This is a genomic window from Bradyrhizobium sp. UFLA06-24 (genome assembly GCF_054967145.1).
In genome coordinates this window covers 38,656-52,261 of record NZ_JADFUE010000024.1, presented here as the reverse complement: position 1 = coordinate 52,261, position 13,606 = coordinate 38,656, and the positions used below count along the sequence as shown (strand labels likewise).

Sequence of the window (13,606 nt, the reverse complement as noted above, 5' to 3'; positions counted from 1 at the left end):
AGATTCCCTCGGCGGAAATAGTCTGGACTGCTTCGCTGCGCTCGCAATGACGGAGCAACAGGCGCGAACAGCGCTCTCCAACTTTCATCTCCAATCTCACCACATTTTCTGCAACGTCGCGCTCCTTCGATTTACAACTCGTCGTAACTTGCATTTTGCAAGTCACTGCCCTACCTTCCCTGCCATGCAGCCAAAGTCCCCGTCCGTCCAGGAATGCCCGGTCGGGCGCGCCGTCGAAACGGTCGGCGAGTGGTGGAGCATCCTGATCCTGCGGGATGCGTTTCAGGGTTCGACCCGCTTCGACGAATTCGAGCGCAATCTCGGCATCGCGCCGAATATCCTGTCGAGGCGCCTCGCACATCTGACCAAGACCGGCATGTTCGTCCGCCGCCGCTATCAGGAGCGGCCGCCGCGCTACGAATATGTGCTGACGGACAAGGCGCGGGATTTCTTCCCCGTGATCGTGGCGCTGCTCGCCTGGGGCAACAAGCATCTCGCCCCGAAGGGCGAATCCATCTTGCTGGCGAGCCGGAACGATGCTCGTCCGTTGGATCCGGTGGTAGTCGATGCCGCCGACAGACAGCCGATCACGCTCGCCAATACGATCGCCATTCCCGGGCCGCGCGCGAGCCGCGGGATGCGGGCTCGGCTCGCTTCGCTCAAGGCCATGAACCCGGCGGTCGCGCCGACTGGAGACTGAGATGCGTCGTATCGTCGTGACGGGTATGGGCGCGGTGTCGCCGCTCGGCTGCGGTGTCGAGATATCCTGGCGGCGGCTGCTCGCCGGTCAAAGCGGGCTGCGACCGCTGCCGGAATGGGCGCAGGTCCTGCCGGCGCGCATTGCCGGCCTGGTGCCCGACAAGGCGGACGACGCCGAGGGGGGCTTCGATCCCGCGCAAGCCGCCGCGCCAAAAGACCAGCGCAAGATGGACCGCTTCATTCTGTTCGCCCTGCTCGCCACCGCGGAGGCTGTCGCGCAGGCCAAATGGACGCCGCAGGAGGCTCACGCGCAGGAACGGACGGCGACGATCATCGCCTCCGGCGTCGGCGGCTTCCCCGCAATGGCGGAGGCGGTGCGCATCACGGAGCAGCGCGGCGCGCGCCGGCTGTCGCCGTTCACCATCCCCTCGTTCCTCGCCAACCTCACCGCCGGCCACGTCTCGATCAAATACGGCTACAAGGGCGCGCTGGGCACGCCAGTCACTGCGTGTGCCGCCGGCGTGCAGGCCATCGGCGATGCCGCGCGCATGATCCGCGCGGGCGAGGCCGATGTCGCCATCTGTGGCGGCGCCGAGGCCTGCATCGACATCGTCAGCCTCGGCGGCTTCGCGGCGGCGCGTGCGCTGTCGAGCTCTTTCAACGACGCGCCTGCCCGTGCTTCACGCCCGTTCGATCGCGACCGCGACGGTTTTGTCATGGGTGAAGGCGCCGGCATTCTGGTCGTCGAAGAGCTGGAGCACGCGCTGGCGCGCGGCGCCACGCCGATCGCCGAGGTTGTCGGCTACGGCACCACGGCGGACGCCTATCACATGACATCGGGTCCGCCGGATGGCGAGGGCGCACGCCGCGCCATGGAGATCGCGCTCCGCCAGGCGAGACTTGCCCCCGCCGAAATACAGCATCTGAATGCGCATGCGACCTCGACCCCGGCCGGCGACGAGAGCGAACTCGGCGCGATTCGTGCGCTGTTCGGCCGCAACCGCGGCATTGCTGTCAGCGCAACCAAGTCGGCCACCGGCCATCTGCTCGGTGCCGCTGGCGGGCTGGAGGCGATCTTCACCGTGCTCGCCCTACGCGACCAGATCGCGCCGCCGACGCTCAATCTCGAGAACCCCGACGCGAACGCCGACGGCATCGACATCGTCGCAGGCGGTGCGCGGTCGATGCCGATGCGCTACGCCATCTCCAACGGCTTCGGTTTCGGCGGGGTCAACGCCAGCGTGATCTTCCGCCGCATGGGCTGAACGAGATGGCTTTGCAATCGTGGCGCGCTGCGCTACGAAAACAGCATGCTTGAAACCAATCTCTGGCTGTTCCTGGCTGCCGCCGTTGTCATCGCCGCCGTTCCCGGCCCCGGCATTTTCTATGTCGCGGCACGAACGCTTTCGGCGGGCCGCGCCAGTGGTTTTGCGTCGACCGCAGGTACGGCGCTCGGCGGCCTGGTTCATGTCGTGGCAGGCAGCCTCGGCATCTCCGCGATCATCCTCGCCAGCGCCGAGCTGTTTGCTGCCGTGAAATTCATTGGTGCGCTGTATCTGCTCTGGCTCGGCGTCAAGATCTTTCGCGGCGCCGGCCGCGCGCTGACGCTGGAGAGCGAGGGCGTCGGCGACAAGCGGGCGTTCCGTGACGGCGTGCTGGTCGAGGCACTGAATCCGAAGACCGCGGCGTTCTTCCTCGCCTTCATCCCGCAATTCCTTGATCCCTCGGCGTCTCATCCCGCGCTGCAATTCATCGTGCTCGGCACGATCTCGGTGACGATGAACACGCTTGCCGATGTCGTCGTCGTGCTGATGGCGTCCGCAACGCGCAGGCATTTGACCGGACGGCCGCACCTGATGCGGCGCCTCACCCAGGGCTCCGGCGTGTTCATCGCCGGTCTTGGCCTGTCGCTCGCACTGGCGCGGCGGCCGGTAAATGGATAGCCACGATGCTCGTTCCGCAAAGTCGCTATTACGAGTCTCACGGACTACGGCTGCATTATGCCGATTGGGGCAACGAAGGTGCGCCGCCTCTCATGCTGGTCCATGGCGGCCGCGATCATTGCCGGAGCTGGGACGCCATTGCCCGCCCGCTGCGTCAGCATTTTCATGTGATCGCGCCCGACCTGCGCGGCCACGGCGATTCCGACTGGACCCGCGGCGGCAGCTACGCGCTGACGGAGTATGTCTACGACCTCATCCAGCTCGTCCGCGCCATCGCAGCGCCTCAAGTGACGCTCATCGGCCATTCGATGGGCGGCATGGTAAGCCTGATCTTTTCGGGGGCATTCCCCGAGCTGGTCTCGAAGCTCGTCGTGCTCGACGGTGTGACGATGTTGCCCGATGCGCCCAAGCCGCCGACGCACGAGCGCATCAGCAAATGGGTGAGCCAGCTCGACAGGCTGCACGATCGCACGCCGCGCCGCTATTCGACCCTGGAAGATGCGGCCGCGCAGATGGTGCTTCACAACAAGCGGCTGTCACGCGAGCTCGCGCAGCATCTTGCGACCCATGGCGCGCGCCGGAACGAGGACGGCACCTATAGCTGGAAATTCGATCCCTACCAGCGCGCCTCGGCGCCGCACCGGCTCTGGCCGGACGATCACGTCGCGCTGTGGTCGCGGATCGCCTGCCCGACGCTGCTACTGAACGCCGGCGAAAGTTTTCTCGCCGGCGCGCGCTCGGCGGGACTGGAGCGCTATTTCCAGCAGGCGCGCGTCGAGACCATCGCCGGGGCCGGACACTGGCTGCAACACGACAAGCCGGATGAGGTGCTGGGCGAGATCCGACGGTTTCTGGGGCTGGAGAGCATCGACTAGCTCCGCTGCCGTAGGGTGGGCAAAGCGTAGCGTGCCCACCGGCTGTCACGATCGGCGAAAGATCGCGGGCACGGCGCTTGCGCGCCTTTGCCCACCCTACAGGACCGTCGGCGAAAAAATACCTAGCTCAACGTTCCCGCATGCACCCACCAGCCGGGGTGATCCCTGTGGATCTTCTCGGCGGCGGCGTGCGCGTCGCTCGGCGCGCCATAAATCGCGAAGCAGGTCGCACCCGAGCCGGACATGCGTGCGAGCTTGACACCGGCGGAAGAGCGCAAGGCTTCCAGCACATCACCGATCACCGGCTCGATGCGCAGCGCGGGGGCTTCGAGGTCATTGGCGACGGTTTCGAGAACCTCGACCCAATCGGCAATCGATCCGCCCTCGCCCGGCCAGGCCGGAGCTCCGAGGACCGAAGTGGCCCCGACCAGCAATTCGCCATTGCGCAGGCCCAGCGCCTGGAACACGTCCTTGGTCGCGACCGGCACGCGCGGATTGACCATCACGCAGGGCATGCTCGGCAAGGCCAGCGGCAGCAGCTGCTCGCCGACGCCAGTCATGTCGCAGGCGCGCGAAAGCAGGCACACCGGCACGTCGGCGCCGGTCGCGAGCGCGACTTGCTGGAGCCTGGGATCATCGAGCGGAAGATCGTTGAGACGCGCCAGCAGCCGCAGCGCCGCAGCGGCATCGGCCGAGCCGCCGCCGATCCCGGCTGCGACCGGCAAAACCTTGTCGAGCGCGAAAGCGCCGAGCTTCAAGTTCGGCACGGCGTCCGCCAACAGCTTGGCGGTTTTGAACACGAGATTGTCCGAGGCCTCGCCGCAAGCCGCCGCAAGCGGCCCCGTGGTCGCAAGCCTGAGCTCGCTACCCGGCTCCAGGGTGAGCCGGTCGGCACAGTCGGCAAACGCGACCACGCTTTCGAGATCATGATAGCCGTCGGCGCGACGGCCGACCACGCGAAGGCTTAAGTTGACCTTCGCGCGCCCTTCTTCAACCAACGCCGGCATTGGCGATGCCCCCTCAACGCAACCTTAACCGCCCTTGTCGTCGTCTTTCTTCTTGTCCGCCTGCGCGGCCGAAGAGTTCGAGCTATCGTCGGTGAGGCCGTTCGCGATCTTGGCCTCGATCTTCGGAAGCTCCTCCGGCTCGGGCTTGAGATCACGGGCATGCGCCCACTGGAATTTGGCTTCCAGGGTACGGCCGACGCGCCAATAGGCGTCGCCGAGATGGTCGTTGATGGTGGGATCTTCGGGCTTGAGGTCGATGGCGCGCTCGAGATTCTTCACCGCCTCTTCGTAGTTGCCGATGCGGTAATAGGCCCAGCCGAGCGAGTCGACGATGTAGCCGTCGTCGGGACGCTGCTCGACGGCACGCTTGATCATCTTCATGCCTTCGTCGAGATTCACGCCCTGGTCGATCCAGGAATAGCCGAGATAGTTCAGGACGTGCGGCTGGTCGGGCTGGAGCTCGAGCGCCTTCTTCATGTCGGCCTCGGCCTTCGCCCATTGCTTGGAGCGCTCCTCGCAGATGCCGCGATAATAGTACCAGACGCTGTTGGCCTTGTCGTTGCCGGCAGGCAGCACGTCGATGCCCTGCGAATAGGTCGCCCCGCAGTCGCCGAACTTCTTGCGGCCGCGCTCGATATTGCCGAGCGCCATGATGGCTTCGAGATCCTTGGGATCCTCCGATGTCACGCCCTTGAGGATCTTGATCGCCTCGTCGGTGCGATCGGCGGAGTCCAGATCGATGGCGAGCTGGATCTGCGCGTTGCGCTTCAATGGCGAGCTCGACGGCACGCGCTCATAGATCTTGATCGCCATCTGCGGACGCTTCACGGATTCATAGAGGTCGGCGAGCGAGAGCAAGGCCAGGGGATGAGTGGGCTGGAGATAGAGCGCGAGCTGGAGATAGACCAGCGCAAGATCCTCGCCGCCGCGGCGGGTCAGCGTGGCGCCGATGCCGTAAAGCGCCTCGGCCGCGCCGGCCTGCGCGGAATCGACCAGCGGCGGCAGCTTCTTGCCCGCCTTGGTCTCACGCAGACCTTCCACGATCAGCGGATGACGGGCGAGCTTCTTGTCGAATGCTTCGTAGATCGCGGTTGCCGAGGCGGCGTCCTTGTTGCGCGACAGCCAGCGTGCATAGGCCTCGGTGACGCGCAGCATGGAATCGTCGAGCTTGTAGGCGCGCTCGAAGCGGGCGCCCGCGTCCTTCTCCTTGCCGGCGTTCTCGAGGATCATGCCGGCGTGCAGGTCCTTGAACAACGGATACCATTCCGGGCCTGCGAGCTTGTCGATGGTCGCAACCGCACCCTTGGCGTCGCCCGCGCCATAGGCGGCCCAGCCGGACAGCAGCGTCGCGACGAGATCGGTAATCGGTCCGCGGACCGACTGGTTGATGTTGCTCTGCGCGCTCGGATACTTCTTCAGCTTCAGATCATGCACGCCGACCACCAGGCGAGCGACGCGATTGGTCTTGTCGATGGTGAGAATCCGCTCGGCGAGCTTGACCGCTTCGTCGATGTCGCCGTCGTCGACCGACGAAATGAAGGCGCGATCGAGCAGTTCGTTGTTCTTGGGATCGGTCCGCAGCGCGGAGCGGTAGAACGCGGCAGCCGAGGTCGCATCCCGCTCGACGCTGGCGTGACGGGCGGCAAGATAGCTGCCGGCGCTGGTGAGCGACTTCAGATCGTTCCGGGTCGGAAACTGCGCCGCCGTGTCGGCCGGATGATCCGGTGTCTGCGCCAGCACCGCGCTGGGGACCGCCACGATTGCGGAGCCGGCAAGAGCGATGGCAGCAGCAGTCCAGCGGTTGAAACGATTTGAGAACATCAGGGCTCGCCTTGAGTTGGTGGTGCCTGGGTTTGGAGCAAAGGCCGTCTCGCACGCGAACGCGGCCGGCGACATCGGGACCCGGAACCGTCGGTCCGGACAATGCCGCTTTTGGCGCTTCACCGCAAGGATTCGGACCGGGCGATCCCCTCCGCACGCCCCAAATCGGCCAAGTCACCGTTCAAGTGACCGTCGAGAGGCCCCAAGACGCCGCTACTATGGCCTTATCGTGACCAGGGGCACCCGCAGGACTCCCGTTCTCACGCGAACGTGCGCTACATCACGCTTCGGAGCCATTTGGCGCCCTTGCGCGCCTACATCGCTTCGTAGTTCGGCCCGCCGCCCCCTTCCGGAGGAACCCAGGTGATGTTGCCGTTGGGATCCTTCACGTCGCAGGTTTTGCAATGGACGCAGTTCTGCGCGTTGATCTGGAAGCGCGGGCTGCCGCCCTCCTCAACCCATTCGTAAACGCCGGCCGGGCAATAGCGATTCGAAGGGCCGGCGAAGACGTCGTGCTCCGACGTCTTCTGGAGGTTCATGTCGGTAACCTTCAGGTGGACCGGCTGATCCTCCTCATGGTTGGTGTTGGACAGGAACACCGAGGAGAGCTTGTCGAACGAGATCTTGCCGTCGGGCTTCGGATAGGCCTTTGGTGCGTGGCTCTTGGCCGGATCGAGCGTCGCGCGATCCGGCTTGGCGTGCGACTGAGTGCCGAACAGCGAGGCACCGAACAGCGTGTTGCACCACATGTCGAAGATGCCGAGCCCGGCCCCGATGAAGGTGCCAAACTTCGACAAGAGCGGCTTGGCGTTGCGGACCGGATAGAGGTCCTTGCCCACGACGGAATCGCGCCAGGCGTTCTCGTATTCGACGAGTTCGTCATTGGCGCGATCGGCGGCGAGCGCAGCTGCGACATGCTCTGCGGCCAGCATGCCGGTGCCCATCGCATTGTGCACGCCCTTGATCCGCGGCACGTTGACGAACCCCGCCGCGCAGCCGATCAGCGCGCCGCCGGGGAAGCTCAGCCGCGGCACCGATTGATAGCCGCCTTCGGTGATCGCACGCGCGCCGTAAGCGAGCCGCTTGCCGCCTTCGAGCGTCGCACGCACTGCGGGATGGTTCTTGACGCGCTGGAATTCGTCGAACGGCGAAAGATACGGATCGTTGTAGTTGAGGTGGACGACGAAGCCGATCGAGACCAGGTTTTCGTCATAGTGATAGAAGAACAGGCCACCGCCGGTATCGTTCTTGAGCGGCCAGCCGACCGCGTGCTGGACCAGTCCCTTCTGGTGCTTGGCGGGATCGATCTGCCAGACTTCCTTGAGGCCGATGCCGAACTTCGGCGGTTCGCTCTTGGCGTCGAGCGCGAACTTGTTGATGAGCTGCTTGCTCAGGCTGCCGCGCGCGCCTTCGGCAAACAGCGTGTACTTGCCGAGCAACTCCATGCCGCGGGTGAAGGAGTCCTTCGGCTTGCCGTCGCGGCCGACGCCCATGTCGCCGGTGGCGATGCCCTTGACCTTGCCCTTCTCGTCATAGAGCACTTCGGCGGCGGCAAAGCCCGGATAGATCTCGACGCCGAGCGCCTCGGCCTTGCGCGCGAGCCAGCGGCAGACATTGCCGAGCGAACCGATATAGCAGTGATGGTTGTCCATCAGCGGCGGCATGATGAAGTTCGGCAGCTTGATCGCGCTGGTCTCGGTGAACCAGAAGAAGCGGTCGTCCTTCACCTGCGTCTTCAGCGGGCAATCGGAATCCTCGCGCCAGTCCGGGATCAGCTTGTCGAGCCCGGCCGGGTCGATCACGGCGCCGGAGAGAATATGCGCACCGACCTCGGAGCCCTTCTCCACGACGACGACGTTGAGATCGGCGTTGATCTGCTTCAGCCGGATCGCGGCGGCCAGGCCCGAGGGACCGGCGCCGACGATAACGACGTCGAATTCCATGGATTCGCGCGGGGGAAGTTCTTCGGTGCTCATCTGATCTCAGCCCTTGAGACGGTTCCTCGTCATTTGCGCCCCCTTGTTTCCGATTTTTCCGGGTAGGACAACCACGGAAATGCGTTCCGCTGGGATGCAAGGCGCCTTAAGATGAACTAATAGTCTGACTTTCCGATGATCCCCGAGCCCGCACCCACTGTCCGAGAGCTTCTCGCCTTCTATCTGGAGGCCGGTGTCGACTGCGCGCTCGCCGAGGAACCGATCGACCGCCTGGCGGAATTAGACGCCCCGCCGCCGGCACCTCGCGTAGCGCCGGTCGAGGCACCGCGCCCTGTCGCCGCGCCTGCGGTGATCCGTGGCGAGGCCGCTCCGGCCCCCGACGTCGCGATTGCCTCGGCACGCGAGGCCGCGCGCACCGCGCCTACGCTCGAGGCGCTTCGCGAACTCATGCAGAACTTCGAAGGCTGCGCGCTGAAACACACCGCGACGCGGCTGGTGTTCGCGGACGGCAATCCGCAGGCGCGCATCATGTTCGTCGGCGAGGCGCCCGGCCGCGACGAGGACATCGAGGGGCTGCCTTTCGTCGGGCGCAGCGGAAAGCTGCTCGACCTGATGATTGGTGCGATCGGGCTCAATCGTACCACGGCCTACATCACCAACGTCATCCCTTGGCGGCCGCCGGGCAATCGCACGCCGACGCCGCAGGAGACACAAATCTGCCTGCCGTTCATCCAGCGCCATATCGAATTGGTGAATCCCGACGTGCTGGTAACGCTCGGCAATCCCTCGACGCAGACGCTGCTGTCCACCCGCGAAGGCATCATGCGCACGCGCGGCCGCTGGTTCGACTACGAGACCGGCCAACGCACCATCCGCGCACTGCCGACGTTCCACCCGGCCTATCTCTTGCGTTCGCCGTCCTACAAGCGTCTAGCCTGGCAGGATCTGCGGGCGATCGCGAGGGCATTGGCGGGGGCGTGAGGCGGCGGAAATCTCTCTCCCGGTCATTGCGAGCGCAGCGAAGCAATCCAGAATCCCTCCGCTGAGACAGTGTGGATCGCTTCATCGCAAGGGCTCCTCGCAATGACTGCGGAGACAGTTCGCTAAGTCCCCTTTGGCCGCACGATCGCCCAGCCGATGCGCAATAATCCCTGGCGCCCGGTCACCAGCCATTCGAAGGCGCGCGGCACTTCCGGCACAATGCCGGGAAAGCGCGCGAGGATTTCGGGGGGCGGAGTCCCGGCGGTATCGGAGGCACGCCAGACCACCACGCCGCCGCTCTCGCCGAATTTGGCCTGTGACATCCACGGCGTGCGTCCAGGATCAGCATCGATGAACAGATGCGGCCGGCCGGAATGCAGCGCGATCAGGCTCGCGAGCTGGGTTTCGCCGGCGACCGCGCGCAGGCGATGGTTGGTGCGGCGGGCAAAGCTCTCGTCGAAGAAATCCGAGATCGCGCGCGCCGGCATCGAGGTCGCGATCTCGCCGGCACCCGTCCAGGGTAGGAACAGCACAGCCAGCACGACGCCGAGGGCGGGTGCGACAATGGCCGCGAGCCACACGGTCCGCAGCATCCGTGCCCGACGCATCGCGATGAGATCGCCTGATACGACAACCATGGCAAGGCCCGACATGAGCAGCAGGACGCCCGGGCCGCCGATGACGGCGTCGAATCCGAACACGCCTGATATCAGGACCGCCCCGAGTTCAGGCGCCAGCGCAAAGAAATAGACGAAGTTGCGCGCGAGCGGCTCGACCGGCGGCCGGTAGATGATCGGCGCCTCCTCGCCCTTACCGGCGAACAGGGGCGTGTTGAGGAAACCCAGCACCGGAACCGCCACGGCTCCGAGCGCAAGCCCGCCGAACAGCCAGGCGGCGTGGATCGCGCGCGCGCTGAGGTTGGCAAATTGCGGCAGCGCCGGCAGCACGAGGGTCTCGGCGCGCATCAGCCAGACGGCATAAGGCAGCGCCAGCACGGCGACGACGATGAGCGCGAACAGCGGATCGAGCGCGCGCAAGGTCCGGCGGCCGCCCGCGGTCGCGAGCGCGAAGATGACAAGCAGCGCGAGCAGGTAGATCGCGGCCGGCGTGGTCAGGAGCAAGAGGCCTGCTTCGATCGACCAGGCGAACCAGGCATTGCCGCGGCGCTGTCCGATGATCTGCCAGGAATGCAGCAGCAACAGCGTCCAGAGCGGCCGCGCCAGCACCAGGGGACCAAAATCGAGCGCGGACGAGGAGAAGGCCAGCACCGTCATGGTCAAGAGCACGGCGAGCACCGCCTGCTGCGTGCCGACCACCGCGCGCGCCAGGTGGTAGAGCGCGACGAAGGTCGCGATCTCGCAGAGCTCAGCGAGCACGTAGACGCCGAACATGTGGCCGCCCGCAGCGCGATAGGCGATGTCGGCGAGCCAGATCGAGAGCGGCGGGCCGAGATCAGTGCCGACCTGATATTCCCGGCCGAAGGCCAGCAGGGTCGCAAGGCTGCCGGGCGGGCTGCGATAGAACAACAGAGCGACCAGCAGCCACATCGCTGCCTGGAGCAGCACAGCGATCCAGACGATCAGCCGCGGCCGGGCGCGAATGAGCTCGATGACCAGGGAGGTAAACCGCATGCAACGCCCGAAAGATGCAGCCAACCCGTCCAGCCGGCCCTATTCGCTCAAGACTATTTTGATAAAGCGCGCTGCGCGTCGTGGCAACGACCGTCTGCGCTAGAGACCTGCTGAAACGTCGATTTCAACTGCGGTCTCAACCACCTCCACGTCGGCGACCTCGAACAGATCGCGCACCGGTTCGACCGTCCAGGGCATATGCTTGGCGCGGGCGGCGGCGACCGGAGCGAAGAAGCTGCGGTGGTGGATGGTGGGGCCGAGGCGATTGAGGGCGTCGAGATGCTCCGGGACGCCATAGCCCTTGTGCTGCTCGAAGCCGTAGCCCGGGCAGTCCTGCGCCAGCGCGCACATCAGCCGGTCGCGCGTCACCTTGGCGACGATGGAGGCGGCGGCGATCGACAGCACGATGCCGTCACCGCCGATCACGGCCTCGCAGTCGCAAGGCGTGTCGAGCCGATCGCGGCCGTCGACGAAGACATGGCGGGGCGCTTCGGGCAGCGCGAGCACCGCGCGCTTCAACGCCCACAGCGAGGCGCGCAGGATGTTGTCGCGGTCGATGCGCGCGGGCGAAGCGATGGCGACCGAGACCTGGGCGGTGGCGCAGATCTTGTCGAACAGCTTTTCGCGTTCTTCCGCCGTCAGCCGTTTCGAATCATCGATGCCGCGCGGGATGCGGTCGGGATCGAGAATCACCGCGGCCGCCACCACCGGGCCGGCCAGCGGCCCGCGGCCGGCCTCGTCGCAGCCCGCGATCGGCCAGACGCCGCGCTTGATCAGCGCGCGCTCGCGGCGGAAGCTCGCCTTGGCCGGCGCGGCCTTCCTGGCGACGTCCTTCTCCGGTGCGTCCTTGGCCGGCTTCTTGGCGGATTTGTCCCGAATCATGGCCGGGATCGTGCGCAAGCCGCCCGGCCAGCGCAACCGGGAACCCCACGCAATTCCCGTTATTCATCAGCGTCAGTCCGCCAGATGCACCCGCCTGTCGTCGCCGACTTCGATGCCGGGCGCGACCACGACCTCCCAGGGATGGCCGTCGGGATCGGCGAAATAGCCGGAATAGCCGCCGTAATCGGTCTCATGCGCGGACTTGAGCAGGATGGCGCCTTTGCTGAGCGCAAACATCAGCACCGCATCGACCTCCTCGCGCGAGGCGCAGTTCCACGCCACCGTGACGCCGCGGAAGGTCGTGGGCCTCGGCTTGTGAGGCAGCCTGGCATCGGCAGCGAGCTGGTCCCAGTGAAACAGGGCAAGCAGCGGACCGCCGGTGTCGTAGAACGCGACGGCCTCGCCTGTCGCCTTCAGCCGGCGTGAAAAGCCGAGCGCGTCGTAAAAGGCGATGCTGGTGCGGATGTCGCTGACGCCGAGCGTGATCACCGTCAGTCGCGGCACCGGGGCCGGTAGTTCCTTACTCATCGCACGCCTCGCGGGACCTCGTCTGTCAGAACAGGCTGAGCTGCTCGCCGTTCTGCTTCGGTCGCACAAAGTGATCCGTTGTCAGCTTCGAGCGGCGCTTGTTGAGACCGAGCCTGTCGCAGGCGATCTCGAAGCGGCGGCCGATGGTCCAGGCCATCGGTCCGGTGCCCTTCATCCGCTCACCCCATTTCGAATCGTAATCGCGACCGCCGCGCATGTCGCGGATCAGCGTGAAAACGTGGCGGTAGCGGTCCGGATAGTTCGCCATCAGCCATTCGCGGAAGAGATCGCGCACCTCGAGCGGCAGCCGCAGCAGCACGTAGGACGCTTCCTTGACGCCGGCATGGGCGGCCGCATCGAGAATGCGCTCGATCTCGGAATCGTTCAGCGCGGGGATCACGGGCGCGACCATCACGGTGGTCGGAATGCCGGCCTCCGAGAGCTGCTTCAGCGCCTCCAGTCGCTTCGGCGGCGTCGAGGCCCTCGGCTCCATGGTCCGCGCCAGCTTCGGATCGAGCGAGGTCACCGAAATCGCGACCTTGGCAAGGTTGCGCCTGGCCATCGCTGCGAGAATGTCGATGTCTCGTGTGACCAGCGCGGATTTGGTGACGATGCCGACGGGATGGCCGGTGCGCTCCAGAACCTCCAGAATGCCGCGCATGATTTTGCGCTCGCGCTCGATCGGCTGATAGGGATCGGTGTTGGTGCCGATCGCGATCATCCGCGGCTCATAGCCCGATGCCGCGAGCTCCTTCTCGAGCAGAACAGGCGCCTCGGGCTTCACGAACAGCTTTGCCTCGAAGTCGAGCCCCGGCGACAGGCCGAGATAGGCGTGCGTCGGCCGCGCGAAGCAATAGACGCAGCCGTGCTCGCAGCCGCGATAGGGATTGATCGAGCGATCGAAGCCGATGTCGGGGGAATCGTTGCGGGTGATCACCTTGCGCGACGTATCGACACCGACACTGGTCTTGAACGGCGGCAGTTCCTCAAGGCTCTGCCAGCCGTCGTCGAAGGCGACGCGCGCCTCGGCCTCATAACGGCCACTGGCATTGGACTGGGCGCCCCGCCCTCGCCGGCGTGCGCGGTCGATGGCGACACCAAGTTCTGGAAAATCGGCGGGGAAATCAGAAGGCGCACCCGCCGGCTCGGAGGGCGCCGTGACCGGCGGGTGCTTGAGAGCAGAAGAAGATGCTGGACTCATGCAAGCAAGATAACACGCAAAAGGAACAAATCAAGAACAAGAATCGAAAACGCGAAAACAACCCCATGCACAGTAGCGCTGCCCAAGCTTCACGCGTCGAG

At 65.7% G+C, this 13,606-nt stretch carries 12 protein-coding genes; 5 read left to right on the top strand and 7 right to left on the bottom strand.

Going from position 1 to position 13,606, the window contains the following annotated elements; all coding sequences use genetic code 11:
• The first annotated feature begins 184 nt into the window (after nucleotides 1–184).
• From IF809_RS20385 to IF809_RS20370, 4 genes are read left to right on the top strand one after another with little or no spacing between them, the layout of a single operon-like run.
• Complete coding sequence (locus IF809_RS20385; RefSeq protein WP_462838312.1) at nucleotides 185–700, top strand: winged helix-turn-helix transcriptional regulator; 516 nt, start codon at nucleotides 185–187, stop codon at nucleotides 698–700.
• A 1-nt stretch (nucleotide 701) separates the two neighbouring features.
• Nucleotides 702–1,964, top strand: a complete 1,263-nt coding sequence (gene fabF, locus IF809_RS20380; protein WP_128967811.1) for a beta-ketoacyl-ACP synthase II — start codon at nucleotides 702–704, stop codon at nucleotides 1,962–1,964.
• A gap of 45 nt (nucleotides 1,965–2,009) precedes the next feature.
• Nucleotides 2,010–2,642 carry a LysE family translocator gene (locus tag IF809_RS20375; RefSeq protein ID WP_462838311.1) on the top strand — a complete coding sequence of 211 codons (633 nt, stop codon included), beginning with the start codon at nucleotides 2,010–2,012 and terminating at the stop codon, nucleotides 2,640–2,642.
• A gap of 5 nt (nucleotides 2,643–2,647) precedes the next feature.
• Nucleotides 2,648–3,517, top strand: coding sequence for an alpha/beta fold hydrolase (locus IF809_RS20370; protein ID WP_462838310.1), 870 nt, complete (start codon nucleotides 2,648–2,650; stop codon nucleotides 3,515–3,517).
• 122 nt (nucleotides 3,518–3,639) lie between these two features.
• Here IF809_RS20370 and IF809_RS20365 read toward each other — a convergent pair whose 3' ends face one another.
• The 3 genes from IF809_RS20365 to IF809_RS20355 form a co-directional block, all read right to left on the bottom strand.
• Nucleotides 3,640–4,524, bottom strand: a complete 885-nt coding sequence (locus IF809_RS20365) for a 4-(cytidine 5'-diphospho)-2-C-methyl-D-erythritol kinase (protein ID WP_128967814.1) — start codon at nucleotides 4,522–4,524, stop codon at nucleotides 3,640–3,642.
• A 24-nt stretch (nucleotides 4,525–4,548) separates the two neighbouring features.
• Nucleotides 4,549–6,345, bottom strand: coding sequence for a tetratricopeptide repeat protein (locus IF809_RS20360; protein ID WP_453992512.1), 1,797 nt, complete (start codon nucleotides 6,343–6,345; stop codon nucleotides 4,549–4,551).
• Between the two features lie 314 nt (nucleotides 6,346–6,659).
• The gene (locus tag IF809_RS20355; protein WP_128967816.1) at nucleotides 6,660–8,321 is read right to left on the bottom strand and encodes an electron transfer flavoprotein-ubiquinone oxidoreductase; all 1,662 of its coding nucleotides are present in this window, start codon (nucleotides 8,319–8,321) and stop codon (nucleotides 6,660–6,662) included.
• A 135-nt stretch (nucleotides 8,322–8,456) separates the two neighbouring features.
• Here IF809_RS20355 and IF809_RS20350 point away from each other — a divergent pair, with 135 nt between their 5' ends.
• Nucleotides 8,457–9,263 (top strand): uracil-DNA glycosylase, encoded by an 807-nt coding sequence (locus tag IF809_RS20350; RefSeq protein WP_128967817.1) that lies wholly within the window; start codon nucleotides 8,457–8,459, stop codon nucleotides 9,261–9,263.
• A gap of 122 nt (nucleotides 9,264–9,385) precedes the next feature.
• On the opposite strand, the gene IF809_RS20345 is transcribed toward IF809_RS20350, so the two are convergent.
• From IF809_RS20345 to IF809_RS20330, 4 genes are all read right to left on the bottom strand, one after another.
• Nucleotides 9,386–10,894: a glycosyltransferase family 39 protein gene (locus IF809_RS20345; protein WP_453992515.1), complete on the bottom strand. Its 1,509-nt coding sequence runs from the start codon at nucleotides 10,892–10,894 to the stop codon at nucleotides 9,386–9,388.
• A gap of 99 nt (nucleotides 10,895–10,993) precedes the next feature.
• Nucleotides 10,994–11,776: a ribonuclease HII gene (locus IF809_RS20340; protein WP_453992517.1), complete on the bottom strand. Its 783-nt coding sequence runs from the start codon at nucleotides 11,774–11,776 to the stop codon at nucleotides 10,994–10,996.
• 72 nt (nucleotides 11,777–11,848) lie between these two features.
• Nucleotides 11,849–12,304, bottom strand: a complete 456-nt coding sequence (locus IF809_RS20335) for a VOC family protein (protein ID WP_462838309.1) — start codon at nucleotides 12,302–12,304, stop codon at nucleotides 11,849–11,851.
• Between the two features lie 25 nt (nucleotides 12,305–12,329).
• Nucleotides 12,330–13,505 carry a PA0069 family radical SAM protein gene (locus tag IF809_RS20330; protein ID WP_453992519.1) on the bottom strand — a complete coding sequence of 392 codons (1,176 nt, stop codon included), beginning with the start codon at nucleotides 13,503–13,505 and terminating at the stop codon, nucleotides 12,330–12,332.
• Between the last annotated feature and the right edge of the window lie 101 nt (nucleotides 13,506–13,606).